The sequence below is a fragment of the Streptomyces sp. NPDC030799 genome (assembly GCF_055572255.1).
Window position 1 is genome coordinate 267,410 of the sequence record NZ_JBVIDS010000005.1, and the last position, 26,266, is coordinate 293,675.

Consider the following 26,266-nt stretch of genomic DNA (forward strand, 5'->3'; position numbering starts at 1 on the left):
CAGCCTCGCGCTTACAACGCACCGGCTCAGCGGGCCAACCAGCGGTCCATCTCCCGCGCTCGTGCGTCCAGCGCGGTGACGACGGTGACTGACGCGGTCAGAGGACTGCCGGGAACCTCCACATCGCGCTTGACGCCTCCACAGAGATGGCCGGGCCCCGGTTCGGGCATCTCCACCGCGATTCCCGCGCGCCGCGCGAGCGCGACCGCCGTCGCCACGAACCCCTCGGAGAGCGCGAGGATCACGGAGTGCCCCGTCCGGCAGTGCCAGGCGACCAGGCCGCGTGCGAACTCCGCGTACACGACCGGATCGACTTCCAGCGTGTCCGGGTCGCCCCCATACTTGCCCTGGCCGATTCCCGAGGGCAGCTTGAGCTCCGCCTCGAAGACCTCGACCTGCCGTAGGAAGAGGCGGCCGGCACCGCTCGACGGGTTCCACAGCGTCTCGTCACCCATGTCGAAGTACATGCTCATCGCCAACCCCCTGCTCAGCCAACCCCGTACAGGGTAGAAGACCGGCCGGGTGGTGGGCATCCGGGTAAAACGGTGCCTTGCGGGCCAAGGCATTGATCGCGCCAATGCGCGGCATTGCGTCGATCCGCTCCCGCTGCGGGCCACGACGCTACGAGCGTTGTCCTGCCAAGACGCGGATCATCGCGTGGTGGGTGGTCGTGTGCGCCTTCCGGCCCGTTCGTGCAGTGCCTGGCGTTGCCCTGTCGGCGCTGTTGCGGCCGCCGCACGAGGCCGGTGCGCTCCCACTCCGGCCGTGGATGTGCGCTGCTCCCGCAGCGTTCCTTCGAAGGGGAGGGCCGTACGGAACTGGCGCGGCTCAGCTTGCACGCGCCCGTGCCCACTTGTATGCCCGCACTCCCGCAAAGCTGACGAAGCGTCATGGGAGTGCGAGGTGGCGCCGAGCGGCGCATGACCATCCGTGAACTCCTCGCGCCTTGTGGACGATCGGGCGGCGCTGCCGTACTGCCTACAGCTCGCCGGGGCCACCGGTGAGCGGGATCCGCAGGAGAGGAAGGCCCATGACCACACGACCGCGGCACCGCCGTACCGTGCCCCCGCGGCTTTTGCCGTCGCTGCGCAGGGCTGTGACCATCGGTGGCTGCTGCATCGTCCTTCCGCTTGTTGCCCCAAGCTCCGGCGAGGCGGCGTCCGGCACCGTCTGGGACCGGGTCGCGGACTGCGAAAGTGGCGGCGACTGGAGCAGCAACACCGGTAACGGTCATTACGGCGGGCTGCAGTTCACCCTGCCGACGTGGTTGGCGTACGGCGGAACCGCGTACGCCCCGCGGGCCGATCTGGCGACCCGCGCCGAGCAGATCGCCGTGGCGGAAGCGGTGCTCGCCCGGCAGGGGCCGGGAGCGTGGCCGGTCTGCGCGGTGCGCGCGCACCTCGCGCGGGGCGGCGGGCAGCGTGGGCCGATCGTGCGTCCGGCCCGTCCGTGGCGCGCCCTGCCCCGCTTGCGTGGCGGCGCCGACGGACGCACCGGCACGTCGTACACCGTGCACGACGGCGACACCCTGTCCGGCATCGCGCGGCAGGCTGACGTTGCCGGCGGCTGGCAGCGGCTGTACGACGCCAACCGTAACGTCATCGGCCCCGACCCGGATGTGATCTGCCCGGGGCAGCGGCTCACTCTGCCGTCCGCCGGCTAGCGCTGCAGGCTGCGGAGCCGGTGTGGCACGTGGATGCGGGCCGGCGGGCAGACCCAGGCACCCTTCGCCGGAGAGCGGCACCGCCTTCCACCCGGAGATCACATAGGATTCATGGACAGAAACGATCAACTGTTGCAGTTACCCGCCCAGTTGGAGACATCTCCACACCTCGGACCAAGGGTGACAGCGCAGGGGGGAAGGAAGAAAACCCATGAAGTCAACCCGTATCCGGCGACGCCTCGCCGGGACCGCGGCCACTGCCCTGATGGTCACAGCAGGCGTTCTCGCAGCCGCCCCGTCGGCGGCGGCGAAGGCCAACGTGCTGACCATTGACAAGGTGTCGTTGCAGAAGTCGAACATACAGGTGAAGGTCACCTACTCCTGACCCGGGCCTGGACCACGAGCTCGTGGCCAACGGCAGGAAGCTCGGCACGGGCACCCATGTCGAAAACAACGCCGCCGGCACCATCAAGAAGGACAAGCTGGTCTGTGACGCCGACAGCCACGTCGCCCAGGTGACCATGCGCCCGGCCCAGGGCTCGCACTTCGCCAAGGGAGACAAGCTCAAGGTCACTGTCTTCTACTTCGACAACGACGGGTTCAGCTACGCCCACGAGTCGACGGTCGCCGTTCTGTGAGCGGATCTGTGCCCCAGTGACGCGGCGTGTGAGTACACCCGGCACCGGCGCCTCGACGGGCACCGCCACCGACCAGGCGCCGACGGCCGGTAACTCAGGCCCGTGACACCAGCGCCATCAAGGTGGGCCACCCCCGGGTGGCCCACCTTTTGCCTTGTCCCTCCTGCTCACCGGGATTCAGCGGGAGTACCTGCACAAGAGTTGGATTCAGAAAGGGATCGCCGGACGAACCCGGTCGTGCTCCACGCTGCATCAGATCCAGTGATAGTTGGTGTCGTCCAGGGACGGCAGGAGAACCCGGGCAGCGTCGAGCGGGGCGGCGGGAGTAGCCAGTTCGGCCAGTGGGACCGGCGGGAACAGCGCCTTGTCGGCCGTGTCCTTGTAGGGGATCCAGGTGAGGTGGCCGGCGCCGGTAGTGTCGTCGTGCTCGACGGTGCGCAGGTGAGCGCGGGTGAGGTCGTCGATGTGGACGCGGAAGACCAGGTGGAGTTTGCGGGGTGGGGTGCTGCCGGGGCGGGTGACCATGGCGTCCTGGATCCAGGTCAGTTGCGGAACGCCGCTCGCATCTGCGAGGTCCAGGCCCAGTTCTTCGTCGAGTTCGCCTCTCCTTCGGTGGGCGAGGTGCTGTGGTGTCCCTTGGACAGGCGGCGCAGGCGCATGATGCAGCAAGCGAGGCGCTCAGGGTCCTGATGCAGGTCAGCGCGGTGTTCGTAGGAAGCCGGAGGCGATAAGCACAGGGCCGTCGCGGTGGCCGGCGGGCGGTGAGTTCGGCGCGGTGCTCGCTGGCGTCGCAGAGCAGCGTGGCAGTCGAAGGCACGGCTGCGAAGCCTGCCCTTGTGACCGATCGGCTCCTGGCTGGGCCCGCTGCTGCAGAGTGCCCATGGGCCCGGTTCCAGGCCCGAGACAGGCGCAGGGCAGTCGGGGCGGGAGCCGGATCAGCGGGTTCGGCGTGCTGGGGGTCAGGGCCGCTGAGGTGTCTGATCCGGGTCCTCGGTCAGGAACTCGGTGATCAGCTCTGCCGGGTTGGCCTGCGAGGTCAGCCGGAACATCGCGTCCGGGTCGAACATGTCGTAAAGGATCACCGGGACCGGTCGTCCCAGTGTCTGGACGATCCGGCCGCTGTCGTGGAGGTGCCGGGCGACTGCGACGCACACTTCGTAGAACCACTCGACCAGCATCCCGTCGCGATCGTCCGGCTCATCGTCTTCCTCGTACCACAGCCCCCGGGACTCCGCCTCCAGGCGGTGCAACTCGGCACCGTCCTGGTCGCGTCCTACGGTCTTCACCCCGTCGAGCCCCGTTTCCGGGAAGTACGCGTAGCTCCAGCGTGCCTCCCAGGCGTCCGAGGCCGTCTGTTGCGCCGTGGCGACGTCGGCCTCGGTCGTGTAGCCGATCGCCAGGTACGGAAACCGCGGATCCTGATCGACGCTGTCTATGCGGAACGTCACCGCGTAGATCCCGGAGTCCGCGGGGAACGCTGCGACGACCTCGTCGGCGGCCCGTTCAATGTGTTCCTGAAATGCCATACACCGTCCTCCTCGGCCGGAATGGAGATCATAATGTGGGCCCGATTCGCCCTCACGCTGCGTCCGGGGCCACCGATGACGCCCGTCTGCTCTGGGGCAGCGAGACCCTGACGGGAGGTGCCGACGAGGCCTTGAGGGGCCCGGCTGAGTCTGGCGCTCGCCACAGGGCGTCATGACGGGCGGTCGGTGATGAGCAGTTCGGTGCGCACTTCGCGGGTGAGCGGGCCCGGGATGATCCCTCTGCACGTCGACGCTGCCGTCGCGCAGAAGGTGACGGCGCGGGTGACGGAGCGCGATCTGCCACGGCAGCTGCGGCCAGGTCCGCCAGGCGTATCGGGAGGCCCCGGAGGAAGGTCAGGGCCTGCGCCCCTTGCGGGATCCGGAGGCTGTCGAGGACGACGAGGACTGACGGCGGCGAACCCGGCCCGCCGGGCCACTCGTTGCCTCCCGTGGAGGCCGGGCGCCCGACGCTCCTGGGCCGAGGCGAGGGACGCCGAGCTGGGTGGCCTGCCGTGCGCCGGCTCAATGACCTCGCGGAGCCCTAAATGGCACGCTCCGGAACGGCATCCCGGGATTCCGGGTGAGCCGGATCATCGGCCGGGGCGGCGGCACTCAGCGCCGCCTCTACCCTGCGGTTGCTGGTCATGGTCGCGGTGACGGCGGTCATGGCCAGGAGGAGGCCGGCGGCGGCGTAGAGCGGGGTGCGTACGTCGTAGGTGGTGGCCAGCCAGCCGCCGAGGAAGGCGCCGAACGGGGCGGCGCACATGGCGAGCATGCGGGAGGTGGAGGCGACCCGGCCCATCAGATGGGCGGGGACGATCGCCTGCCGGAGAGAGGGGCCGAGCACCATCGTGGCGCCCATGCCCGCGCCGCAGACGGCGAGCGCGAGGCCGGCGACGTACGGGTTCGGGGCGGCGGCAAGGCCCAGGATGGCGAGTCCCTCGACTGCGGCCGTGCAGGTCAGCGCGGCGCCGGTGCCGAGTCGTCGGCCCAGGAAGGAGGCGATGCCCGCGCCGAGCAGACCGCCGGTGGCCTCCGCCGTGAGGAGCAGGCCGAAGCCGAACGTGTCGATGCCGAGACGGTCGTGCGCGAAGAGGGCGAGTACGGTCTCCACGGCGAGGAAGGCGATGTTCCCGACCGCCGGACGCAGCGCGAGTCCGAGCAGCAACTGATCCCGGAATACGTACGCGGCGCCGGCCCGCGCCTGCCGCAGCAGCGACTCACGGGCCTGCGGTACGGGCCGGGGTGCGGCAGGCAGCGACCGTACGAGCAGTGCGGAGAGCGCGAACGACACCGCGTCGGCGAGCAGCGGAACCGCCCGCCCGAGCGCGAGCAGGGCACTGCCAGCGGGCGGCCCGGCGAAGCCGGACGCGGCGGTCTGGGTGCCGCGCAGGCGGGAGTTGGCGCGCTCCAGGAGCGCGGGGTCGCGGCCGAGCAGATCCGGCAGATAGGCCGTGGCGGCCGTGTCGAAGAAGAGTCCGCCGAGGCCGAGGAGGAAGGCGACGGTCGCGAGCAGTGGAATGCTCAGCACGTCGAGCGCGGCCGCCGCCGCCGGTATCGCGAGCAGCACCGCACGCGCCGCGTCCGTGACCCACATCGTGCGCCGGCGGTCCCAGCGGTCCACCAGCGCACCGCCGAGCACCCCGAAGAGCAGCCATGGCAGAGTTCCGGCGGCGGTGACGACGGCGAGAGCCATCGGATCCCGCGTCAACGTCAGCGCGAGCAGCGGCAGCGCGGCATGCGTTACGCCGTCACCGAGCGAGGACACCGTCTGCGCGGTCCACAGCCGTCCGAACCCGGTCGGCAGCTTCCGAATGTCTGAAGTCACTTGGCGTCCCCTTCGGTCTGCTGGCGCGATGCCGGGTGGAACAGTGCGAAGACGAGTGAGGCGTCGGGCAGCGACGGATCGGACAGCTCCCGGTACTCGTCCGCCAGTGCTTCGAGCCGCGCTCCCAGCTCAGCGAACTGCTCCTCGGTGAGCCGCAGATGCGCCATCCGCACGTGCCGCTCGCTGCCCGCCGGCGCTGCCTCCAGGTCCGCCACCGCATGCCGCATCAGCACATCCGGGCCTCCCTCACCCGGATCCGGCAGCACGATCGCCCGCGCGGCCATCGCGTAGTACCGCTCGGTGACCCCCCGGACCTTGCGCGTTCGTACCACCTTCACCAGGCCGGCCCGTTCGAGCAGCCGTACGTGGTAGCTGGAACTCCCCTTCGCAAGGCCCACCCGCTCGGCGATCTGCGTAATCGTCGCGGGTTCGAAGCGGAGCACGGCCATGATCCGGTGACGCGTGAGATTGGAGACGGCGCGTAGCTGCTCGTCGGTGGTGACGTGAAACGTCTCGGGAAGATCATCGGTAGGCATGCGAACAATGGTCAACGATTCTTGACCATTGCGCAAGGGGATTCACGTCTTCGCCGCGCTCGCGGCGCTCATTCGCGAACTCATCGTCATCGGCGCCAAGGAGGCCTCGCCGCCGCCCGCGCCCGCGGACGGGGCGGCGGACGCCCCGGAGTCGCCATCGAGGGGATCATCCGGGTCGCCCGTGACCTGCTGCCCGACCCGGGCCGCTCGATGACCTCGATCGCCGAGCTGCTCGGCGTCTCGCCGGGCAGGCTCTCCCGCCACGTCCCGGACCTGCGCGAGCCACGGGCCGGCGCAGTGCCCCGCGGGTCGAAACCCCCACACAGTAGGCGATTCAGGGCAAGATCAAGCTCAGCGGTACTTTCTGTACCTCAACTGCTCACACCCGATATGGCTACGCCGACGGCGTCCCTCTGTTGGGGGATCGACGCCGTCGGCGTTGAGGGCTGTCGTGCCGTGGGCGAATCAGGGCACCCCCGTGTCCCTGGCTCGCCTTGGGGCACGGAGCCTGTTGAGCGACCGGGATCAATGATGTGCGTGTGCAGCGGTGGGTGTCATTCGCACAGCGTCCACGTCGGTGTGCGGTCCGTCCACGGCTGTCCGGCTCAGCTGCTGGTCCCGTAGCTCGCTGGGGGTGATGCCGTGCACGGTGCGGAAGGCCCGGGTGAAGTCGCCGGGGCGCAGGTAGCCCCAGCGCAGGGCTATGGAGTGGATGGGGAGCGTACGCAGACGGGGATCGGTGAGATCCTTGCGGGCGGCGGCCAGCCGCTGGTCGCGTATGTACGAGGCCACGGTCAGCCCCTCTTCCTGGAAGAGGCGGTAGAGGTAGCTGCGTGAGATGTGGTGGGCCGCGGCGATCCGAGCGGGGGTCAGTTCAGCGTCGCTCAGATGCTGTCGGATGAACGACTTGATGCGCAGGACCAGGGCGCGAGCATGCGTCTGGGGCGCAAGGTGCGGCTCCGCTTCCAGGGCGTGGGCGAAGACGGCGGTGACGAGATCGGTGACGACCCTGCCCAGCCGCTCGGCGTCGCTCGCCCGGTAGGAGGAGGTGTCCGAGGCCAGTTGCACGAGCAGCCCCGCGAGCAGCGCGCCCATGCCCTCGCGGCCGGAGATCCGCCGTCCGACCACCCCGTCCGCCCGGCCGGCCGGGAGATCCACCGCGGCACGCGGGATCTCCACCCCGACGATGGTGACCGGGTCGGGGCCGGTGGATATCTCGTAGGACCGGGACGAGTAGTTCACGTGGAAGTCGTCGACCCGGTACCCCACCTGCTGCCTGCCCCAGCTTGCCGCGCCGTCCCCGCGCCGCAGCAGGGAGAGGTGGAACACCTCCGGGTCGGATTGGCGTACGAGCCTGGGCGTCCGGCGGAACACCAGATGGTCGAAGGTCGCGGGCCACACCGTCACCTCGCCCAGCCCGATCACGCGCTGGTGCCCCCGGTAGTCCGCGGCACGATCGCTGCTCAGGTGCATCGGCGCGTGAGTACGCCCCAGTTGTTCCGTCCACGCCTCGAAACGGTCGCTCGCCGGCAGTTCCTGGGTGGTGAAGACGGTTTCAGGCAACACGACGGTAGTCAACCACAGGGCGCGGCAAGGGCCGCCGGGCGTACCGGCGTTGGGTGTCCTGGGGCCGATCGGCCGGCAACCGCACCATACCCCGGCCGGTACCCATGTGCCCCCGGCCGCTCCCTCGCTGCGGTCGCGCGGCGGGCTGCCGCTACGGGACGTTCCAGGCGGAGATGAACGGTTGCCCGTCCTCAGTGGCCAGAAAACTCAGAGTTCCCGGATGCGGGTGGCCCAGTAGTCGGCCGGCCGACGCGTCCAAGCCCAGCCAGCGCACGGTGAGTACGCGCGCCAGATGCCCATGAGCGACCACGGCGACGTCACCGTCGTTCAGTAGCGGCCTGATCCGGCCCAGCACCGCGTCCGTGCGCGCGGCCACCTGGTCGAGCCGCTCGCCGGGACGGTCGGCGTCGCCGGGCACGACGCCGTCCCGCCACAGGTCCCAGCCCGGTCGTCCCTCCCGGATCTGCGCCGCGGTCAGGCCCTCATAGCCGCCGTAATCCCACTCCACCAGGTCGGGATCGGGCCTGACTCCGGTCAGACCCGCCAGCTCGGCCGTCCGCATGGCGCGGCTCAGCGGACTGCTGAACACGCCGGCCAGCGGGCGTCGGGCCAACCTCGGAGCGAGCGCCGCGGCCGCGGCCTCACCCGCTTCGGTCAGCGGAACGTCGGTGCGTCCCGCGTGCCGGCCCGACAGGCTCCACTCCGTCTGGCCGTGCCTGATCAATATCAGCTCCCCCATGGACGAGCACGCTATCCGATCAGGTGACTAAGCGAGCCCGATTCCTCGTCTTCGCACGCGTCATCTGCCGCCACTGTGACGCGCGCCGCCCCGGCGCCCGACACCAGGCTCAGCTTGCCGCATTCTCGGTGGCGGCGATCGTCCGGCGCAGAAGGCGGCGCGCGGTGTCCAGGTCGGCGGCACGCCGGTCGAGGACGTTCAACTGGCCGCGGAGGTGGGCGAGGACGCCGGGACAAGGACGCAGCGTCACCTCGTCCAGGGTGCAGCGCAGGACCTGGCGGATGATGCGGGTGGGCAAGCCGGCGGCCAGGAGGGCGCGAATGCGCAGCACTGTCTCCACCGTCCGGTCGTCGTACTCCCGATAGCCGTTGGCGCGTCGCTCTGCGCTGATCAGCTCCATTCGCTCGTAGTAACGCAGCAGGCGCTCACTGACTCCGGTACGACGCGACAGCTCCCCGATCAGCACCCACCGGCTCCTTTCGGCTTGACCTTCACACGATGTCAGGGAGCAACAGTGCACTGGTCGGCCGCATTCCGGGCCGATCACCAAGGAGGGAGTAACCCATTGATCATCGATGCGCACAGCCACGTCCACGACCCCGTCGAGGCACATGTCGGTCTGCTGGACGAGGCCGGGGTGGACCGCGCCGTGCTGTTCGCCACCCGCCCCCACCCGGAGCGGGCCGGTGACCTCGCCTCGCTGCGCCGGGAGATGGCGATTCTGGACGAGGCCATCGGAGGTCGCGCCGGCGATGTTGAGCGGTATCGCGGGGCGTGGAGCGAGCTGGACGCCGCGCTCGCCGCACACCCGCAGCGGTTCATCGGCTTCCTGTCCGTGCCGCTGGACTTGGACCCGGAGCAGACTGCCGCGATCGTGGAACGCGAGGTCGTCGGGCGCGGTCTGCGCGGGATCGGCGAGCTGACACCGCCCCCGGGACGGGCTGAGGTGATCGAACCCGTGCTCCGGGCGGCGGCAGATCACGGTGGGCTGCCCGTGGTGGTGCACGGATTCGCTCCGACCACGGCGGACGACCTGGTGACGATGTCGGCGCTCGCCGGCCGCTATCCGACAGTCCCGCTGGTGGTCAGCCAGCTCGGCGGGCTGAACTGGATGCAGGCCGTCGAGTTGGTGAGGGAGACCCCGAGCATGTACCTGGAACTGTCCACGGCCAACATCGTCTTCGCGGTCCGGCTGGCCATCGAGGAGATTCCGGACCGGACTCTGTTCGGATCGGACGCGCCGTACGGCGACCCGGTCCTCAGCCGGACGATGGTGGAGCGGGTCACCAGCCCGGGACAGGTACGCGACCGGGTGCTCGGCGGGACGATCGCCGAATTGGTCGGGCTCGGCTGATGCAGGCTCGGGCCCACCCGGCTGGGGGGTGAGGCTCTCCAGCGGATCTACGTGTCGGGAAGCGTCTCACCAGCGGCTCAGCCACCGCGACGCCCTCCTGGCATGCAACTCCCAGAACGTGCGTGCCCGCAGCCCGCAGCCCGTGTCCCGCAGCCCTCCGCCCTCCCGGCCAGGCCCTCAGCGGCAGCGGGGCCCGCTCGGTGCCGTGTTACCGCTCCCGCTGTCCGCCGCCCTGCGTTCTCGCGGTGAAAGCCCGGGCCGTCGCGGAGCCATAGGCGCGGGCCAGCTCGATCAGGAGGGCCTTCTCCGCGGCCAGGTCGCGGGTACCGGAGGCGAACAGGTCGCTGGGCACGTGCTGTCTGGGACCGCCCGACAGCTTGGCCTCACGCGCCTCCCGCATGACACAGGCCAGCACCGCTGTGTGCCGGTCTCCTTCCGGCACGCCCGCGTCGGTCACATGCCGGCGAGCCAGTTGCGGCACGTCCGGCCCGGTGTAGTCGCTCAGGACCAGCAGGGCGTCCCGCGTCTCGATCACTTTCCGGTAGGCGAGTACGTCGGGCGGCACCGGAGGCCACAGTACCTCCCGGATCCTCGCCCGGGGTTTGACCAGCGCAACATGCGGCACCACGTCGACCAGGTCGTGCCACAGGGGCCACAGCGCCCAGGTGGTGGCGACGTGGGACAGCGTGCGCCGGACCTTGCGGGCGACGGGCATGAGGATGGCCGCGGCCCTGAGGACGGCATGCACCGACATCAACGCCGACAGCCACCCGTACAGCCGGCCGTCGCCGGAGACGAACATCATCAGATACCCCAGCCAGAAGGCTCCGGAGAAGGCGGTGCCGTAGCCGAACAGTCTCAGTGAAGCCCTGAAGGTCTGAGTCCACGCCTGCCGGGCACAGCGCAGACACACCGCCACGCACACCGAGTCCGCCGTCAGGTGCGTCATGATGAGAATGAGGGCGAACGCCACGCCCGCGCCGCCGCTGTCGGCACTCAGTTGCGTCCGGTCGCGCAGGGCACCCGCCTCCACCAGGACAAGCAGAGCGGCGAGCACCACGGCCGTCGCCACGCACGAGACGCGTTTCAGACGCGATGTGCCCATGGCGGCCGAGACGAAGCAGAGGATGGCCCCGGACGACAGGACACCGAGGAGGTGCTTCGTCAGCGCCATCGCCTGAGCCGACCCGGTGATCCCGGCGGCGAGCCGGGGAACGCCCGGCAACTGCAAAGTCGTGGCGCAGGCTGCCGACATGATGGCCAGCCACAGGGCCCGGCTCAGCGGAACCCGGCGAGCAGACGGGGCACTGAGGGCCACCGCGACCCACAGCAGGCACACGCTGGTGTATCCCAGCCACGTCCCCGCATTCGCCGCGTCCTGCCGCATGGCGCTGTGTCAGGCCTCGGGGGTCCGGGGCACGCCCAGCGCGATGGCCAGGTTGCCGAGCACGTCGCCCGGACGCGACCGTAAGGGCTCGCTGTGCCGGGTGCGCATCAGCGTGGCCAGCATCTCCGCCTCCAGTTCCTCGACCCGCGTGTAGTTGGTGCGGCCGATGAGGCGTCGCACCAGGTGCGGGTCGAGGTCCGGGAGCAGGGCCCGCACATGGGGATGGTCGGCGAGGTCCGTCCCGGACGGTTGGGCGCCGTGTTCGAGCAGCATGTGCGCGATCTCGTGCAGCACGATGTGGTCCTGGTGCAGGGGCGCCGTCCGCCGCTCGTAGAAGACGTGGTCATCGGTGGCCGTGGCCAGCCACATGCCACAGGCCCCCTCGGGTGCCTCCTGCGCCCGCAGGGGGTGCAGGTACAGGGGGCGCTGCCGTTGTGCGGAGAGGTGACGGCAGAACGACTCGATGGAGAAGGGATGCGGGATGTCGATCCCCTCCAGCCGGGCCATGCAGCGTTGGTGCAGTCGGCGCTCCCCGTTCGGCATGCACACTTCCGTCAATCCTCGGGGCCCTCGGATCCGGGCCGGTGGTCGTGCCGCTCCGTGAGGTCGGGCAGGTTCTGCACCCGCCGGGCCTCGTTCACCATGGCGAGGATGGCGTTCAGACTGTTGGGCGACAGTCCCTCCGCACGCAGCGCGATGTTGCGGATGCGGGCGTCCCGCAGGGCAGAGGCCAGAGCAAGTTCCGCGCTCACGCGACGGGCCACCTCGTCGTTGAAGAAGTACTCCGGCGGGACACCGAAGTGCCGTGCCAGTACTTCGAGCTGACGTACCGTCACATTGTCTTTGCGGCCGGTGGCCAGTTCCCACAGGTATGTACCGGAGATCCCCCCGCCGGTCTTCTCGCGGATCTCCTTGGCCAGTCGTGCGTACCCCGGCCGGGTCCGCTCGTCGGGGTAGACGGCTGCGATCAGCTCGTTGAGACGTTCGCTCAGGGTGCGCAGCAGAGGGCGACCGCCGTCGCCGTCGGTGGCTGAAGCGTCCTCACCCATCATTGGTCCCTCGCTGGAGACGAACTGCGGTACCCGGGCCGGGCCGTCCACTCGGGCGGACGGAACGGCTTCCTCATGGGTACCGGTATCCGCCCGGGTTGACAAGGCGAATGTCGGACACCCCACGGCGGATGCCAATCATCAGCTGTAGCGGACGTATTGACGCCTCGTCATCCGCTGTCCTAGGCTCCTGAGCCCGTCGCCGCCGATCGGCTGCTCGTGCACCGACACGGCCGAACCGCGACAGATCCGACCTGATCCCCCTACGACCGGAGACACCGGCGGTACCGCCCGGTGCACCTTCCAGCCCCCCACCTGTCGGCCTCCTCTCACCGGGCCGGCGCCCCTTGGAGAGTGCCCATGCCTGACCTCGGCACGCACAGGGCCACGATCACAGCGGAGTTACGTAGCTTTCCCGAACTGACCCACGCACCCGGGGACGACGCGAGCGCCCCGGTCCGCCGGGTCACCGCCCCCACCGGTGACCGGCTGTGGCTCGTCACCTCCTACGCGCTGGGCAGAACGGTGCTCGGCGATCCGCGGTTCAGCCGAGCGGCGGCGGTGGCACACGGCGCGCCTCGGCTGTCCGACATCACCCCGGCGTCCAGCGCGATGACCAGCATGGACGGACCCGAACACGCGAGAATCCGCCGGATCGTCGCCGGAGCCTTCAGCACACGCCGCGCGGAAGCCCTCGGGCCTCTCGTCGAGCGGCTGACCGACGGACTGCTCGACGGCCTCGCCGCACAGGGCCCGCCCGGAGACTTCGTCACCCATGTGGCGGCTCCGCTGCCGCTCTCCGTCCTGTGCGGCCTGCTGGGCATCCCCGACGAGGACCGCGACCGGTTCAGGTCGTCGGTGGACGTCCTGTTCGACATCAACGCCCGGTCACCCGCCGAAAAGACGCGACAGCGGCTCATGCTCGTCCACTACATGACCACGCTCATCGAGCGCAAACGGCGATGCCCCGACGACGGCCTGATGTCGACGCTGATCCGGACCAGGGACGGCCAGGGCGCCCTGTCCGAACACGAGCTGGTCAACCTCGGGCTGGCCCTGCTCATGGCGGGATACGAGACGACCGTCGGCCAGATCGGCCTGACCGCCCTGGCTCTGCTCACCGACCACGACCACCGGCTCGCCCTCCGCGCAAGGGGCGCGTGGACGCCCGCCGCGGTGGAGGAGTACCTGCGCCTGGTGCCGGCCACGCCTCTGAGCTTCCCCCGCGTCGCGCTCCAGGACGTCCCGCTCGGGCCGGTCACGGTGCGGAGCGGGGAGGCGGCCGTGGTCTCCCTCGCCGGCGCCAACACCGACCCGGCAGTCTTTCCCGACCCGGACGCCGTGCAGGAGACACGACCACCGCACCTGACGTTCGGCCACGGGGCGCACCGATGCCTCGGGGCGCATCTCGCCCGGCTCCAGGTGGCCACGGCGATCGGACGCAGTCTCGTGCGGTTCCCCGGACTGCGCCTGGCCCCGGGGGACGCGTCCGTCCGCTGGACCAGTGGCCTGGCCACCCGCGGCCTGACCCGGCTGACGGTCACCTGGTAGGCCCACCCTCCGTCCCGCACCGCCCCGTCGTACACGCTTCAAGGAGCCGACGTGGACAACGCCATGACGACCGGACAACAGCAGGTGCGCCACGCGACGCACCGCGCCGTCCCCACCGCCCCGCCACAGGAGCCGGACCAGGCCTCAGTCCTGGTCGGCCTGTGCGAACGCATCGAGGAAGTGACCGTTCCCCTGCCCGTTCACCGCACCACCGGAGCCCCCCTCGACGCCCGCGCCCTGGTGGCCGAGGCACGCAGGCAGGCGGCCCTCGCGGGTGACCTGACGGGCCTACCGGTCCTGGTTCTCGACGACCTGCCGGAGAACGTGCTCACCGGCTTCCTCGCCGCGGCACTGGCCGGAGCCCTGCCCCTTGTGATCAGCCCCAGCCGCCCAGGAGAGTCGCAGGACTCCGTGCGAGGGCGTGTCCTCGCCGCGGGAGAGGCGGTCGGCGCCCACCGCATCCACACCGGCGGGCAGTGGCAGAACCTGCCCCGCCCCTCCGCCCCCGTGAGCGACACCGCCGACCCGGCGCAGACCGCCTACCTCCAGTTCAGCTCCGGCAGTTGCGGCCCGCCGCGCCCCCTGCGCATCCCGCACCGCTCGCTGGGGCTCCAGCTCCGGCTGCTCGCCTCGACCTTCCAGGTCGGCGACGCGGACATCCTCGGTTCCTGGCTGCCGCTCTCGCACGACATGGGCCTGATCGGCGGAGCACTGCTCGCCCTCCACCTCAGGCGCCCTCTCCTGCTGTGGAGCCCGGCCGAGTTCATGCGGTCGCCGCGAGGCTGGGTGAACCGCATGGCGGAGGCCGGCGTCACGTACTTCCCCGTCATCCCCGCCGGCATGCACGTCACCGCCAAGGCCCTCGCGACGAGCGGCACCCGCCCGCCGCTGCGGACGGTCCCGGTCGGTGCCGACGTCCTGCGGGCGCCGGTCCTGCGGGCCTTCGAGGAGACACTGCCGGGCGCGCCGGTCGACGTGGTCCGGCCCTGTTACGGCATGTCGGACGCGACACTCATGGTGACCTGCGCCCCGGCAGGCCGCCGCTGGCGCACGGTGCCCCTGCCGGACGGGGGGCGAGGACCCGGGCCGGCGGCGTTGCCGGGCGGCAGCGCCATGGTGTCGGTGGGCACCCCGATCCCGCGGCACGACGTGTGGATCGAGCGGGCCGGCCGACGGGTCGGCGAGCATGTGATCGGCGAGGTGAAGGTCCGCTCCGCCACGCGTTGCGCGGGCCCGTACGGGCAGCCGGGGCCCGTGTCCGCGGACACCGTGGTCGACACGGGAGACCTGGGCTTCATGGCCGACGGCGAACTGGTCTTCGTCGGGCGTGGACGCGAGGTGATCCGGGTCGGCGGGGAGGACTTCCTGCCCTCCGACGTGGAGGATTTCGTCGTCCGCGAGGGATACGCGAAGCACGGCCGGGTCGCCGCGGTCGGTGTGACCGACGCCGCTGCCGGCCGCATGGTCGTGGTCATCGAGGACGAGCAGGCGGGCGAACGCGAACGCCGGGCCCTGCTGCGGACCGCCAGGGCCGGGGGCATCCCCGTGTCGGACGTGCGGTTCGTCGCCCGCGATCAGCTGCCCAAGACCACCAGCGGCAAGCTGCAGCGACTGCGGATGGCCGCCGCCCTCGACGGCGGGGAGGGGGAACCGTCATGACTCTCCCGACATCCGCCCCGGGCGACTGCGCCTCCCCCTGGCGCACCCCGCAGGGCTGGAGCCGTACGGCCGCGCTGGGCGCGGGCGCCGAGGCACCGGCTGGTGCCCCGCCGCCCGGACCGGCGACGGGGACGGGGACGGGAACGGGGGCGGAGACGGACGGCGGCGAGGCACCTCGCACGGCCGACGATTTCCCCGCCGCACAGCTGAACTGCCTGCACCACTGCCTGCGCGACGTGCTGCGGGGCCACCGTGTCGTGGCGGCCACCGACCAGCTCGTCCAGCCCGTCGGCACGGTGTTCTCCACCGACCGGACCTTCCGCCCCTGGCTGGCGTCGCCGGGCGAACAGTGGCTCACCGTCCCGCAGTTCTTCGGTTCCGTGCGGGCTCGGTGGCACACCGCCTGGTCCGTGGACGACCTGCGCGGGCTCGTCCACGACGAGATCGGGCGGGGACACGTGCCGGTCCTGCACGCCCACCGCTGGCACGTGCCCTGGCTGTCCGCCACCGATCTGCTGCCCGCCGACTACCACACGATGATGGCCCTCGGCTGCGACGGGCGTGCGCTGCTGCTCGCCGACCGCCAGCCGACCAGCACCGATCCCGTACCACGGGAACACAAGGTGCGCTGGGACGACCTCGCGGACACCGCCCGGCACGGGGTGCAGGTGCTCGCGTACGACATCGGTGAGACGGCCGTCGTGCACGGCGACCGGCACGACATCGACCTTCGCGCGCTGCTGAACCTGTCCTGCCGCAACCTGTCCGGTCGCGCCCCGCGCGTGCCCGGCATGGAACACGGCCTGGCTGCCGTGGAGCTCCTGAAGTCCTTCACCTCCCCGCACGCGGCGGCGATGCTCGACAGCAAACTCCTGCGGCTGGCCCTGCGCTGGCACCTGCCCTCGTGCATCGACAAGTATGTGGTGGGCAACCGCCGGCTGTTCCTCCACTTCGCCCGGCGCCACCGGTATCTGCACCCACAGGCGCTCAGCACCGCGCTGTGCCACCGGGTGGAGGAGTCCGCAACGGCGTGGGCGGCCCTCGCACGGTCGCTCGCCCGGTCCGCCCGGCGCGACGGCATGGCGGAACCCGGTGTCGGCTCGGCACTGGCCGACGTGAGCGACGCCGAACACCGGTTGCTGGCGGCCATGACGACCGCACGGGACCGGCTCCGGGACACGCCACCGCCCGCCCGGCCGCCGACGCGCGACACCGTGGAGGCGCGATGAGCGCCGTACCGTCCCGCGCGTCCACGCTGCCGCAAGACCCGCAGGCCGCCGCGGACTGGGACCGGGAGCTGGCACGCTACCCCGTCCACACCCCGTTCCAGCGGGCCGGCTGGACGGCGGCCAAGGCGGGGGCCGGAGACGAACAGGTCTTCCTCAGCGGAGCCGGCTACCACCTGGCGGGCCTGGTGACACACACGGTCGGCGGCCCCGTCCTCACCTGCACCCGCGGCCCCGTGTACGCGGACGAGACCGCCCTGCGGACAGCCACGGAGGACATCCGCGCACGTTTCGGCGGACACGAGGTGCGCATCGGACCCTACGCGGAGGCCGCACCGGCCGTCGGGGACGTCGAGCGTGTGCTGCGCGAGGCCGGATGGCGGCCCCTGGGCACCCAGTTCCACCGCATGACGGCGACCGTGGCACTGGGGACCGACGAGGCGATGACCGCACGGATGTCGCACGGCACCCGCTACACCTTGAAGAAGGCGGCCCGAACCGGGGTCCGGGTCAGCGCGCGAGCGGACGAGGCGGCGGCCGGGCGTTTCGCGGCCTGCTACGCGGACTTCGCCCGGCGCAACGGCTACCGCCCCCTCCCGGAGTCCTACCTGCAGAAACTCGGTACCTGGTTCCGCCAGACGGGGGCAGGAACCTATCTGTTCCTGACCGTCGGCGACGAACTCCGCTCGGCCGCCCTGCTCCTGAGGGCGGGCCGGCTCGGCTGGGTGTCGCGCGCGCCGACCAGCCGGGCCGAGCCCTACGGGGCGGTGCTGTTCCGGGAGAGCCTGCGCTGGCTGCGCGACCGTGGCTGCACCCGGTGCGACCTCGGAGGGATCCACTGCGACGAGACCGGCCGGGCGGTTCTCAACGGACTGACGAAGTTCAAGCTCTCGCTCGGCGCCGAACTGGTGCCCGTTGTCGACGAGCACGTCCTGTACCGCGGCTACCACGGGGGACCGTGACGTGACCCAACTTCTCGATCTGCTGTCGGACGCCTCCCACAGCCGAGCCACCCTGCGCTTCGGAGCGGACCAGAAACCCGTCACCGGTGACGAGGTGTGGCGGCGCGCGGAGGACTGCGCCCGCTGGATCGGCGCCCGGACACCGGAGGGGAAGGCCGTCGGCACGTTCCTCACGCTGACCCCCGACACGGTTCCCGTCGTGGTGGGTGCCTGGCTGGCCGGAGTGGATCTGGTGTCCCTGCCCCTTCCCGGACGCAACCCGAACCTGCCCGCCCACCTCACCATGATCGAGGCCATCGTCCGCCGCCTGGACCTGGGGCTCGTCCTCACCGCGGACGGAACGCCCCTGGCGCTCCCGACGCAGCCCGCCGTGCACTTCGCACCGTTCGCGGCTGCGCGCGAGGGCGGCCCGCCCCTGTACCGGTCCCGCCCGGGAACACTGGTGCAGTTCACGTCCGGAAGCACCGGCGCCCCCAAGGGCGTACGCATCTCCGCTACGGCACTCGCCGCCAACGTCGAGGCGGTCATCGGCCGGCTGGCCCTGGACGAAGGCGTGCGCTGCTGCTCCTGGCTACCGCTCTCGCACGACATGGGCCTCATCGGCGCCCTGCTCACATCCTGGGCGGCCGCCGGACGGAGCCGGGCAGGAGAAGGGGACATCCTGCTCAGCACTCCGGAGGCGTTCCGGCGCGATCCTCTGTCGTGGCTGCGGGACTGCTCCGACCACGGTGCCGACTACACCCTCGTGCCGAACTTCGCGCTCGACCTGGTCGCCGCACGGCTCGCCGACGGTGCCGCCCCGCTCGACCTGCGGCCCCTGCGGCGGCTGGTGGTGGGCAGCGAGCCCATCTCCGCCGCCACCCTGGAGCGCTTCGCCGGGGCCGCCCGGCCCGCCGGACTGGACGAACGGGCGCTGTGCCCCGCGTACGGCATGGCGGAGGTCGGCGTCGGCGTCTCCGCCGTGGCCCCGGGCGACCTCTGGTCCGCGGTCGGCGTCGACCCCGCCGCGCTGGGCCGCAACCGCTGGCTGCGCGACCCTTCGGCCACCGGACATCGCTTCGTCGCACTGGGCCGGCCGCTGGACGGCGTCGAGGTGGAGGTCGCACCCGAGCCGGACGCAGCGGACGGCGCCGCGGGGACGGACGACGGGACGCACGGCCGCATCGGTCACCTTCGGGTGCGCACCCGGTCCCTGCTCACGGAGTACGTGACCACACAGGGCACCCAGCAGGTCGGCGAGTGGTTCCGCACGCCGGACCTGGGCTACGTCGACGCATCGGGCGAGATCTTCGTCACCGGCCGGTCGCAGGAGGTCATCGTGGTGGCCGGACGCAACCTCTACGCGACGGACATCGAGCGGGCAGCCCAGGGCGTGTCCGTGGTGCGACCCGGCAACTGCGCGGCGGTGCCCGGCAAGTCGGGCGGCTACGCGGTCATCGCGGAGCCGGTGCCCGCCGGCGAGATCGGCGCGGACGCCATGCGGCACTTCCGGGTCGCGCTCGTCCGGGAGATCGGCCTCGGCCCCACGGAGATCGTCTTCGTTCCCCGCGGCACGCTCAGCAAGACCTCCAGCGGCAAGATGCGCCGCTCCGAGATAGCGCGCCACTACCACGAGGACACCTACGACGTCATCGCACGCCGCGCGTTCGTCTGGCACGCGTGACGGCCCGCGGGGGACACCGCCCCGAACCCGGACGCCCACCGCGACGGACCCGACGACCAAGGAGAACGAAGGTGGACAGGACGACCCTGCTGAGCGAGGTACGGACCCTGGTGGCCGACTTCACAGGACTTGAACCCGAGGCGATCGGACCCGGGGCCCATCTGCAGAACGACCTCGGACTCGATTCCCTGAACGTGGTCCAGCTGCTGACCGCGCTCACCCGACGGCACAGCCTCGACGCCCGCATCGACCGCCTCAGCGACCTCGACCGGATGACGACCGTCGGCGGTCTGGCCGACACCCTGCTCGACCTGGCCGGCCTCACCGCCGAGGCCCGCCCGTCATGACGCCCACCGCCGCACTGGACGCCTATCTGGACCATCCCAGCCTGCCGTACCTGGCGCCGCCCAGCTGGCTGCGCACCCAGAAGGCCGTCGGGGAGACGGAGAGCGTGCTCGCCCTGGCAGAGGACGAGACCGGGAACCCCCGCCGCAAGCCGCTGATCCCGCTGCCCGGCCGGCACCAGCGCTGGCACGAGGATGCCGCCGCACTCACCGGAACGTTCCGCGCGGAACCGGAGGGGACCCGCATGGTCGTCATGGAGACCGAGGCCGGGACACGGCACCTGACGCAGCGGGCCGACGCCCTGCCGTGGGAGACGGAGTTCGACTGGTACGGGATGGTGCGCGAGGTGCACGACCCGGGCCCCGCACAGCGAGCCGTGAGCCTGGCACGGGTCCCGCACCTGATCCCGGCCGCGTTCCGGCTGTGGAACGACGAGGGCTTCGCGGCACCGATCGACGAAGAGACGAGCCGGCGGCTCACCGCCGAACACCCCCTGTGGCTGGCCGGGAACGCCTACGTCGTGTCCCCGGACGGCGAGCACGTCACAGCGACCGCCCGCCTGCACATCGAAAAACACGGCCACGGCGAACCCTTCGCGTTCCTGCGCGGCCTGATCGTCGCCCGGGAGGCCCGTGACACCTCCAGCCTGTCCGCACTCACCGCCGTGTACGCCGCCCTCATGGACCGGCTCCGTGCCGAAGGCGTGCCCCGCTGCCATCTGAAAGTCGCGGCGGACAACCACAGGCTGCGCCAGTTCTACGAACTCCTGGGATTCCGCCCGGAGGCACGGGTGCGAGAGCTGAGCGTCCCCGTCGGCGCCGGTGCCTGAGCCCACCCGAGCACGGCTCGACAGCGCACATACCGATACCCGAGGAGGAGCGATGACCGCTACGCCCACCGCGGTGCGCCTGTGGCTGGCCCTGCGCGAACGACTGGAGGCGGCGGGCACACCGCAGCCCGACGAGGACGCCACCGCGCTCGTGGCCGCCGCGCTCGGCACGCACAGCAGCACCATCCGCTGGCTGGACGACGTCCCCGAGGAGCAGGTCGCCGTCGGCCGCCGGCTGTGCGCCCGACGGGCGGAAGGAGAACCCCTGGCCTACGTCCTCGGCACGATGGAATTCCGCGGACTGACGCTGAGCGTCGACGAACGGGTCCTGGTGCCGCGCAGGAAGACCGAGTCCCTGGCGGTGCTCGCCGCCGAGGAACTCTGCAAACTGCTGACCGGCCGGGACCTCGTACGGATCGCCGACATAGGGACCGGCAGCGGCGCGGTGCTGCTGTCGATGCTCGCCACCGTACGAGGGCACACCGGCCGGGTCCGGGCCTACGGCCTGGACTGCAGCCACGACGCCCTGGACGTGGCGCGGGCGAACGCCGCCTCCCTGGGCCTCGACGCGCCGGTGCGGTGGCTCCGGGGCGATCTCGTCGCCCCCCTGCCGCAACGGGTGCACCTGATGACCGTCAACCTCCCCTACCTGCCCGCCGCGGAAGTCAGCGCACCACCGCCGGAGACGTTGCGGGAACCCACGGAAGCCGTCTTCGGCGGCGGCAGCACGGGCATGGACACCCTCCGCCGCTTCTACGCCGCCGCCCCGGGCAAGGTGACGGCCGACGGGGTGTGTCTCGCGGAGATCCCCGAAGCGCACGCGGAGGAACTGCACGCGGCCGCCCTGGCCGGATTCCGCAGCGCCGAACTGCTCGCCGACCTCTCCGGCGTGCCCCGCCTGCTGCTTGCCCGCTGCTCCCGCGACACCGACGTGGAGGAAGGCTTGTGAACACCCGACTGGTCACCGTGATCGGCACCCGCCCCAACATCGTCAAGGCGGGTCCCTTCCTCACGGCGCTGCGCCGCCGCCCCGGCATCGTCAACACACTGGTGCACACCGGACAGCACTACGACGCCGACCTGTCCGGAAACCTGCAGCGCGAGCTGGGACTGGACCCCGTCGACCACAACCTCGACGTCGGCTCAGGCACCCACGCCACTCAGGTCGGCACCGTGCTGCAACGCATGGAGAAGCCGCTGCTGAGCGCCAGGCCCGCCGCCGTGGTGGTCTTCGGCGACGTCAACTCCACCGTCGCGGCGGCGATGGCAGGCGCCCAGCTCGGGGTGCCAGTGGTGCATGCGGAGGCCGGACTGCGCTCCGGGGACGACAGCATCGAGGAACTGAACCGCCGGCAGATCACCCGCCTCGCCCAGCTGCATCTGGCCCCGTGCCGGTGGAGCGGGCTCAACCTCGTCGCCGAGCGCATCCCGAGCGCCACCGTACGCACCGTGGGCAGCCTCATGGCCTGCTCCGCTCTCCTGTACGGGCGCAGCGGCGGCGAGGAGCGGCTCGCCGAACTCGACCTCGTACCGGGCCGGTACGTCGTGGTCACCGCCCACAAGGAGTCGGCGGTGCTCGATGCCGCCGGAGTGGCGGCGCTGACCACCGTGCTCAGGAAGCTCAGCGCCCGCATCGACGTCGTGTTCCCCCTGCACCCGAGGACCAAGCGGACACTGGACCGGCACGTCGACCCGCAGGACCTGGAACGGGTGCGCTTGGTGCCCCCGCTCGGTTTCCGCGACATGGCCTGCCTGGTGCGCCATGCCCACGCGGTGCTCACCGACTCGGACGGGCTGCAGGACGAGACGACCGTCCACAACGTCCCCTGCTTCACCTTCGCCCCCGCCACCGCCCGGCGCGCCACCGTGGAGGTCGGGACCAACACGCTGGTCGCGCTGACCGAGCCCGACCTGGTCGACCGCATCCTGGCGGCACGGCCGCACGGCACACCGCCCCGGGTGCCCCTGTGGGACGAACACGTCGGCGAACGCATGGTGGCGTCCATGGCAGAGGTGATCCTCCATGGCTGAGCCGGCCCGTGACCCGGCCCCGGGGGTGAGCTTCTTCGGCTGGGAACACGAGAAGGAACACCGCGAGGAGTGGCTGCGCTGTGTGGCCGACGTGCTGGACTCGGGGCAGTGGCTCTCCCACGGCAACCCTCAAGTAGCCGCCTTCGAACGGGAGTTCGCGGCATGGCTGGGCCGCGACCACGCGGTGGCGGTGTCCTCCGGGTCGGAGGCGCTCGCCCTCACTTTCGAGGCGCTCGCCCTGCCCGCCGGCGGTGAGGTCATCACCCCGGCCTTCACCTTCCAGGCCACGGCGGCGGCGGTCGCCCGCGCCGGGCTGACCCCCCGGTTCGTCGACGTTCGCCCGTCCGACCTCCAGCTGGACCCGGCCGCGGTGGCTGATGCGATCACTGCCCGCACCGTGGCGATCCTGCCGGTGCATCTGTACGGACTCCCCGCTCCGGCCGACGAACTGGCCCGTCTGGCCGAGGCGTCCGGCCTCGTCATGGTCGAGGACTGCGCGCAGGCCGTCGGGGCAGGAACACACGGCGGCCCCGCGGGCACCCGGTCCGTGGCCGCCTGCTTCAGCTGCGGGCCCACCAAGCAGCTCAGCGGACCGGCCGAGGCCGGTGTGATCGCCCTCGACGACGCCGCGCTGGCGCAGACACTGCGTGCCCTGCGCCACAACGGGGCGGCTGCGAGCTTCCGGCACGAACACCTCGGCAGGAACGCGATGATGGGCGCTCTCGACGCCGCGTTCCTGCGCCACCGCCTCGGCCGACTGGACCGGGAGAACGCGGCACGGCGCCGGATCGCCGAACACTATGCGGCCGTCTTCGCGGACGACCCGCTGATCTCCCCGGTCGTCCCCCAGCAGTGGGCCCACGCGTCACCGTCGAAGGCGACCGTCAGGCTCCCTCACCCGGCCAGGGACGCCGTCCGCACGGCGCTGGAGCACGCCGGCATCCCGACTGCCGTCCACTACGCCGTGCCGTTGCACCGCCAGCCCTGCTTCGCGGGACTGCCGCCCGTGTCGCTCCCCGTCACGGACGAGGCCGCACGCACCGTTCTCTCCCTGCCCCTGCACGCCGGGCTCGGCCCGTCCGACGTGGACCACATCGCAGAAGAAGTCAAACGGGCCGTGAAGGAGAAGGCCTGAATGCGCATCTGGATCGTCGGCGGCGCGGGACTGATCGGCAGCCACCTCGCCCAGCGCCTGCGCCCGCACCACGAGGTATTGGTCAGCGACTCCTTCCGGGCACTGCGCAGCATGGCGCCCGGTCCGTGCCGGGACCTCGCCGAACGAGCGCGCGAGACGCGCCTGGCGGGCGTGGACGTCCGGGAGATCGACGTACGCGACACCACCGCCATGAGCCGCGCGGCACACACGTTCCGGCCGGAGGTGGTGGTGTGGCTGGCGGCGCTCCTCGCGTCCGAGTCCCGCCAGGCCCCGGCGGAGGCACAGGAGGTCCAGGTCGACGCGCTCGCGAGGTTTCTCGCCGAGGGGCGCGCAGGAGCCCGGCGCGTCGTGCTCGCCTCGTCGAGCTACGCCTACGGCCACTTCACCGTGCATCCCACACCCGAGACGGCACCACTGGCCCCGGTCGACGTCTACGGCCGGACCAAGGCGCAGGCGGAACGCGTCCTGGCGGCGGCCGCCGAGGCCGACGGCTTCGAGCACGTCGCCGTGCGGCCCTCGGCCGTGCTCGGCCCCGGCGACCCCCGCGCCCGGTTCGGATGCGTCGCGATGGAGACCGCCCTGCGCGACGGGCTCGTCACCGTCGCCGAGCCGGACTTCATCTCCGACTTCACCTACGTCTCCGACGCCGCCGACGGCTTCGCGGCCGCCGCCGAACACGCCGATCCGCCCGACGTGTTCAACCTCGCCTACGGCGAGGCCCGGACCAACGAGGATCTCGGCCGGACCATCGCCGCCCACACCGGCGCCCGGCTGGAACTCCTGCCGTCGACCTGGCGGTCGACGGGTTACGTCCCCTCCCGGGGAGCGCTGGACGTCACACGGGCCCGGCAACTCGGCTGCGCACCACGCCTCGGCCTCGACGCCGCGGTCGCGGCCTTTCTGCGCGACCGTCGGCACCTCCTGCGGCCCGGTACGGCCGCGGCCCGGGCCGCCCAGGGGGAGGCGTCATGAAACACGCGGCCCTGACCCGGCAGAGCGCGGTCGATGCGATCACAACGGCCCTGCGGGAGACCCTGCCGCACCTGGCCGACCGCGCGCTCGACGGCGCCACCGACCTTTCCCTGGACCTCGGCGTCGAGTCGATGCGCAGGGCGGAGGTCCTGCTCCGGGTCGAGCAGCGGCTGGGCGTCGACATCGAGCTCGACTCCGAACTGGTCGGCGCCGCCGTCACGATCGACGACTTGGCCGACCGCATCGTGGCCACGTGCCGCCGTGACACCCCGGCAGGTGCAGACGCCGCTGCGTCCCGCCCGCCGGAACGAAAGGAGTGAGCACCATGACCGAGGTGACCGACAGCCGTCCGACCGCCCCCGGGCAGGCCACATCGTCCGCGCCCCTGCCCGCGCCGTCCGCCTCGATCGGGGCCGGTCTGTTCGACACCATGGAGGAGGACGCCGTGGTGCGGGTCCTGCGCGGTCGCAGGACGTCCCGCTACTACGGGCACGACGGCCAGGAACCGCCGCCCAGCGAGATAGAGGCGTGGGAAGCCGAGCTGAGCGCCTTCCTCCGTGCGCCACACGTCACGGCCGTGGCCTCCGGGACGGCCGCCCTGCTGTGCGCACTGGCCGCCGCCGGAGTCGGCCCCGGTACCGAAGTCGTGGCGCCCTGCTACGGATTCGTGGCCGTTCCTGCCGCCGTGGCCGCCCTCGGAGCCCGGATGGTGGCGGTCGGCGTGGACGACGGCCTCACCGTTGACCCGGCCGACGTCGCACGCGCCTGCACCCCCCGCACCGCCGCCGTCGTGGCCGTGCACATGCGTGGCGCACCGGCCCGCATGGACGCGCTCACCGAGGTGGCCGGCGGGCACGGCATCCCCCTCGTGGAGGACGTCGCCCAGGCCTTCGGCGGCAGCCACCGGGGACAGCCGCTGGGCACCGTCGGCGACCTCGGGACGTACAGTCTGCAGTCCAGGAAGGTCATCACCTCCGGCGAGGGCGGCGCGGTGACCACCGCCGACCCCCGACTGGCCGAACGCGTCTTCACCTACCAGGACTGCTCGGAGAACTGGCGTCGCCTGCGCTACCGCGGCAGGGCGGACTGGCCGGCCGCCCTGCCGGGCCTGAACCTTCGCTACTCGGAGATCCTGGCCGCGGTGGCCCGGGTCCAACTGCGCAGGCTGCCGGGGATCGTGGCGCGGCTGCGCCACCACCACGCCGCCCTGTCGCAGCGGGCCGCGGACGCCGGTCTGCCCCTACGGGCCCAGCACGACCCGAGCGGCGCCATCGGAACCCACCTGGTCGTCCGTACCCCGAGCGGCGAGGCGGCCCACCGGCTGTCGGACGCGCTGACCCGTGCCGGAGCGGCGGCCCAGCCGCTGTATACGCCCGGCACGCTGGACCTGCACTGCCTGCCCGGCTGGGACCGCTACGCTGATCAGCTCCAGGCGGGCCCGGGAGCCGACCGTTCGCTGGACCTGCTATCCCGGCACGTCCAGATCGACATCGATCCCCGCTGGACGGACGACCAGTGTGCGTCGGTGGGCGACATCCTGGTCGCCGGCGCCCGGGCGGACCGCCGCCAATCCACCTGCTGACGGG

Annotated in this window: 28 protein-coding genes; 17 read left to right on the top strand and 11 right to left on the bottom strand. The window is 71.6% G+C overall.

The window, feature by feature from the left end:
* Positions 1 to 26: 26 nt before the first annotated feature.
* Positions 27 to 473 (bottom strand): DUF6086 family protein, encoded by a 447-nt coding sequence (locus tag ACZ41I_RS14715; protein ID WP_468514240.1) that lies wholly within the window; start codon positions 471 to 473, stop codon positions 27 to 29.
* 557 nt (positions 474 to 1,030) lie between these two features.
* On the opposite strand from ACZ41I_RS14715, the gene ACZ41I_RS14720 reads away from it, so the two are divergent.
* From ACZ41I_RS14720 to ACZ41I_RS14730, 3 genes are all read left to right on the top strand, one after another.
* Complete coding sequence (locus ACZ41I_RS14720) at positions 1,031 to 1,663, top strand: transglycosylase family protein (RefSeq protein WP_468514241.1); 633 nt, start codon at positions 1,031 to 1,033, stop codon at positions 1,661 to 1,663.
* 211 nt (positions 1,664 to 1,874) lie between these two features.
* A complete protein-coding gene (locus tag ACZ41I_RS14725) occupies positions 1,875 to 2,048 on the top strand; it encodes a hypothetical protein (RefSeq protein WP_468514242.1) in 174 nt (57 codons plus the stop codon).
* 22 nt (positions 2,049 to 2,070) lie between these two features.
* Positions 2,071 to 2,301 carry a hypothetical protein gene (locus tag ACZ41I_RS14730; RefSeq protein WP_468514243.1) on the top strand — a complete coding sequence of 77 codons (231 nt, stop codon included), beginning with the start codon at positions 2,071 to 2,073 and terminating at the stop codon, positions 2,299 to 2,301.
* 252 nt (positions 2,302 to 2,553) lie between these two features.
* Here ACZ41I_RS14730 and ACZ41I_RS14735 read toward each other — a convergent pair whose 3' ends face one another.
* The 7 genes from ACZ41I_RS14735 to ACZ41I_RS14765 all read right to left on the bottom strand — a co-directional run bounded on the left by ACZ41I_RS14735 (position 2,554) and on the right by ACZ41I_RS14765 (position 8,962).
* Positions 2,554 to 2,826, bottom strand: a complete 273-nt coding sequence (locus ACZ41I_RS14735) for a hypothetical protein (protein WP_468514244.1) — start codon at positions 2,824 to 2,826, stop codon at positions 2,554 to 2,556.
* A gap of 434 nt (positions 2,827 to 3,260) precedes the next feature.
* On the bottom strand, positions 3,261 to 3,827 hold the full coding sequence (locus tag ACZ41I_RS14740; RefSeq protein ID WP_468514245.1) for a hypothetical protein: 567 nt from the start codon (positions 3,825 to 3,827) through the stop codon (positions 3,261 to 3,263).
* 541 nt (positions 3,828 to 4,368) lie between these two features.
* Entirely contained in the window at positions 4,369 to 5,655 is a 1,287-nt protein-coding gene (locus tag ACZ41I_RS14745) for an MFS transporter (RefSeq protein ID WP_399767844.1), read from the bottom strand.
* Positions 5,652 to 6,191, bottom strand: a complete 540-nt coding sequence (locus ACZ41I_RS14750; RefSeq protein WP_363220906.1) for an ArsR/SmtB family transcription factor — start codon at positions 6,189 to 6,191, stop codon at positions 5,652 to 5,654. Before ACZ41I_RS14750 ends, ACZ41I_RS14745 begins: the two co-directional genes overlap by 4 nt.
* A gap of 525 nt (positions 6,192 to 6,716) precedes the next feature.
* Positions 6,717 to 7,757, bottom strand: coding sequence for a helix-turn-helix domain-containing protein (locus ACZ41I_RS14755; protein ID WP_399767847.1), 1,041 nt, complete (start codon positions 7,755 to 7,757; stop codon positions 6,717 to 6,719).
* A 151-nt stretch (positions 7,758 to 7,908) separates the two neighbouring features.
* Entirely contained in the window at positions 7,909 to 8,496 is a 588-nt protein-coding gene (locus tag ACZ41I_RS14760; RefSeq protein WP_468514246.1) for a histidine phosphatase family protein, read from the bottom strand.
* Between the two features lie 109 nt (positions 8,497 to 8,605).
* Positions 8,606 to 8,962: a MerR family transcriptional regulator gene (locus ACZ41I_RS14765; RefSeq protein ID WP_468514247.1), complete on the bottom strand. Its 357-nt coding sequence runs from the start codon at positions 8,960 to 8,962 to the stop codon at positions 8,606 to 8,608.
* A 99-nt stretch (positions 8,963 to 9,061) separates the two neighbouring features.
* Here ACZ41I_RS14765 and ACZ41I_RS14770 point away from each other — a divergent pair, with 99 nt between their 5' ends.
* Positions 9,062 to 9,850 (top strand): amidohydrolase family protein, encoded by a 789-nt coding sequence (locus ACZ41I_RS14770; protein WP_468514248.1) that lies wholly within the window; start codon positions 9,062 to 9,064, stop codon positions 9,848 to 9,850.
* Between the two features lie 208 nt (positions 9,851 to 10,058).
* Here the strand turns inward: ACZ41I_RS14770 and ACZ41I_RS14775 are convergent, their stop codons facing one another.
* Genes ACZ41I_RS14775 through ACZ41I_RS14785 form a run of 3 tightly spaced genes read right to left on the bottom strand, consistent with a single transcriptional unit; the run spans position 10,059 to position 12,286 of the window.
* Positions 10,059 to 11,237, bottom strand: a complete 1,179-nt coding sequence (locus ACZ41I_RS14775) for an MAB_1171c family putative transporter (protein ID WP_468514249.1) — start codon at positions 11,235 to 11,237, stop codon at positions 10,059 to 10,061.
* A 9-nt stretch (positions 11,238 to 11,246) separates the two neighbouring features.
* On the bottom strand, positions 11,247 to 11,780 hold the full coding sequence (locus tag ACZ41I_RS14780) for a hypothetical protein (RefSeq protein ID WP_363219197.1): 534 nt from the start codon (positions 11,778 to 11,780) through the stop codon (positions 11,247 to 11,249).
* Between the two features lie 11 nt (positions 11,781 to 11,791).
* Positions 11,792 to 12,286 (bottom strand): hypothetical protein, encoded by a 495-nt coding sequence (locus tag ACZ41I_RS14785; RefSeq protein ID WP_468514250.1) that lies wholly within the window; start codon positions 12,284 to 12,286, stop codon positions 11,792 to 11,794.
* Positions 12,287 to 12,646: 360 nt separating this feature from the next.
* On the opposite strand from ACZ41I_RS14785, the gene ACZ41I_RS14790 reads away from it, so the two are divergent.
* From ACZ41I_RS14790 to ACZ41I_RS14850, 13 genes are all read left to right on the top strand, one after another.
* A complete protein-coding gene (locus tag ACZ41I_RS14790; RefSeq protein ID WP_468514251.1) occupies positions 12,647 to 13,837 on the top strand; it encodes a cytochrome P450 in 1,191 nt (396 codons plus the stop codon).
* A gap of 51 nt (positions 13,838 to 13,888) precedes the next feature.
* Positions 13,889 to 15,496, top strand: coding sequence for an AMP-binding protein (locus ACZ41I_RS14795; protein ID WP_468514252.1), 1,608 nt, complete (start codon positions 13,889 to 13,891; stop codon positions 15,494 to 15,496).
* Entirely contained in the window at positions 15,493 to 16,725 is a 1,233-nt protein-coding gene (locus tag ACZ41I_RS14800; protein WP_468514253.1) for a hypothetical protein, read from the top strand. The genes ACZ41I_RS14795 and ACZ41I_RS14800 overlap by 4 nt, the downstream gene beginning before the upstream one ends.
* Positions 16,722 to 17,684: a lipid II:glycine glycyltransferase FemX gene (locus ACZ41I_RS14805; protein ID WP_468514254.1), complete on the top strand. Its 963-nt coding sequence runs from the start codon at positions 16,722 to 16,724 to the stop codon at positions 17,682 to 17,684. The genes ACZ41I_RS14800 and ACZ41I_RS14805 overlap by 4 nt, the downstream gene beginning before the upstream one ends.
* Position 17,685: 1 nt before the next feature.
* The gene (locus ACZ41I_RS14810) at positions 17,686 to 19,347 is read left to right on the top strand and encodes an AMP-binding protein (protein ID WP_468514255.1); all 1,662 of its coding nucleotides are present in this window, start codon (positions 17,686 to 17,688) and stop codon (positions 19,345 to 19,347) included.
* A gap of 71 nt (positions 19,348 to 19,418) precedes the next feature.
* Positions 19,419 to 19,694: an acyl carrier protein gene (locus tag ACZ41I_RS14815; RefSeq protein ID WP_399767880.1), complete on the top strand. Its 276-nt coding sequence runs from the start codon at positions 19,419 to 19,421 to the stop codon at positions 19,692 to 19,694.
* Positions 19,691 to 20,521 carry a GNAT family N-acetyltransferase gene (locus ACZ41I_RS14820; RefSeq protein ID WP_468514256.1) on the top strand — a complete coding sequence of 277 codons (831 nt, stop codon included), beginning with the start codon at positions 19,691 to 19,693 and terminating at the stop codon, positions 20,519 to 20,521. Before ACZ41I_RS14815 ends, ACZ41I_RS14820 begins: the two co-directional genes overlap by 4 nt.
* A 52-nt stretch (positions 20,522 to 20,573) precedes the next feature.
* Complete coding sequence (locus tag ACZ41I_RS14825; RefSeq protein ID WP_468514257.1) at positions 20,574 to 21,470, top strand: N5-glutamine methyltransferase family protein; 897 nt, start codon at positions 20,574 to 20,576, stop codon at positions 21,468 to 21,470.
* Entirely contained in the window at positions 21,467 to 22,552 is a 1,086-nt protein-coding gene (locus ACZ41I_RS14830) for a UDP-N-acetyl glucosamine 2-epimerase (RefSeq protein WP_468514258.1), read from the top strand. Before ACZ41I_RS14825 ends, ACZ41I_RS14830 begins: the two co-directional genes overlap by 4 nt.
* A complete protein-coding gene (locus ACZ41I_RS14835; RefSeq protein WP_363219186.1) occupies positions 22,545 to 23,687 on the top strand; it encodes a DegT/DnrJ/EryC1/StrS family aminotransferase in 1,143 nt (380 codons plus the stop codon). The genes ACZ41I_RS14830 and ACZ41I_RS14835 overlap by 8 nt, the downstream gene beginning before the upstream one ends.
* Entirely contained in the window at positions 23,688 to 24,680 is a 993-nt protein-coding gene (locus ACZ41I_RS14840) for an NAD-dependent epimerase/dehydratase family protein (protein ID WP_468514259.1), read from the top strand.
* Positions 24,677 to 25,000: a phosphopantetheine-binding protein gene (locus tag ACZ41I_RS14845; protein ID WP_468514260.1), complete on the top strand. Its 324-nt coding sequence runs from the start codon at positions 24,677 to 24,679 to the stop codon at positions 24,998 to 25,000. Before ACZ41I_RS14840 ends, ACZ41I_RS14845 begins: the two co-directional genes overlap by 4 nt.
* 5 nt (positions 25,001 to 25,005) lie before the next feature.
* Positions 25,006 to 26,262, top strand: coding sequence for a DegT/DnrJ/EryC1/StrS family aminotransferase (locus ACZ41I_RS14850; RefSeq protein ID WP_468514261.1), 1,257 nt, complete (start codon positions 25,006 to 25,008; stop codon positions 26,260 to 26,262).
* Positions 26,263 to 26,266: the final 4 nt, after the last annotated feature.

Coding starts and splice junctions, on each gene's coding strand:
- ACZ41I_RS14715 (WP_468514240.1), bottom strand. CDS start 473: ATGAGCATGTACTTCGACATGGGTGACGAGACGCTGTGGAACCCGTCG.
- ACZ41I_RS14720 (WP_468514241.1), top strand. CDS start 1,031: ATGACCACACGACCGCGGCACCGCCGTACCGTGCCCCCGCGGCTTTTG.
- ACZ41I_RS14725 (WP_468514242.1), top strand. CDS start 1,875: ATGAAGTCAACCCGTATCCGGCGACGCCTCGCCGGGACCGCGGCCACT.
- ACZ41I_RS14735 (WP_468514244.1), bottom strand. CDS start 2,826: ATGGTCACCCGCCCCGGCAGCACCCCACCCCGCAAACTCCACCTGGTC.
- ACZ41I_RS14740 (WP_468514245.1), bottom strand. CDS start 3,827: ATGGCATTTCAGGAACACATTGAACGGGCCGCCGACGAGGTCGTCGCA.
- ACZ41I_RS14750 (WP_363220906.1), bottom strand. CDS start 6,191: ATGCCTACCGATGATCTTCCCGAGACGTTTCACGTCACCACCGACGAG.
- ACZ41I_RS14760 (WP_468514246.1), bottom strand. CDS start 8,496: ATGGGGGAGCTGATATTGATCAGGCACGGCCAGACGGAGTGGAGCCTG.
- ACZ41I_RS14775 (WP_468514249.1), bottom strand. CDS start 11,237: ATGCGGCAGGACGCGGCGAATGCGGGGACGTGGCTGGGATACACCAGC.
- ACZ41I_RS14780 (WP_363219197.1), bottom strand. CDS start 11,780: ATGCCGAACGGGGAGCGCCGACTGCACCAACGCTGCATGGCCCGGCTG.
- ACZ41I_RS14785 (WP_468514250.1), bottom strand. CDS start 12,286: ATGGGTGAGGACGCTTCAGCCACCGACGGCGACGGCGGTCGCCCTCTG.
- ACZ41I_RS14790 (WP_468514251.1), top strand. CDS start 12,647: ATGCCTGACCTCGGCACGCACAGGGCCACGATCACAGCGGAGTTACGT.
- ACZ41I_RS14800 (WP_468514253.1), top strand. CDS start 15,493: ATGACTCTCCCGACATCCGCCCCGGGCGACTGCGCCTCCCCCTGGCGC.
- ACZ41I_RS14805 (WP_468514254.1), top strand. CDS start 16,722: ATGAGCGCCGTACCGTCCCGCGCGTCCACGCTGCCGCAAGACCCGCAG.
- ACZ41I_RS14820 (WP_468514256.1), top strand. CDS start 19,691: ATGACGCCCACCGCCGCACTGGACGCCTATCTGGACCATCCCAGCCTG.
- ACZ41I_RS14825 (WP_468514257.1), top strand. CDS start 20,574: ATGACCGCTACGCCCACCGCGGTGCGCCTGTGGCTGGCCCTGCGCGAA.
- ACZ41I_RS14835 (WP_363219186.1), top strand. CDS start 22,545: ATGGCTGAGCCGGCCCGTGACCCGGCCCCGGGGGTGAGCTTCTTCGGC.
- ACZ41I_RS14840 (WP_468514259.1), top strand. CDS start 23,688: ATGCGCATCTGGATCGTCGGCGGCGCGGGACTGATCGGCAGCCACCTC.
- ACZ41I_RS14845 (WP_468514260.1), top strand. CDS start 24,677: ATGAAACACGCGGCCCTGACCCGGCAGAGCGCGGTCGATGCGATCACA.
- ACZ41I_RS14850 (WP_468514261.1), top strand. CDS start 25,006: ATGACCGAGGTGACCGACAGCCGTCCGACCGCCCCCGGGCAGGCCACA.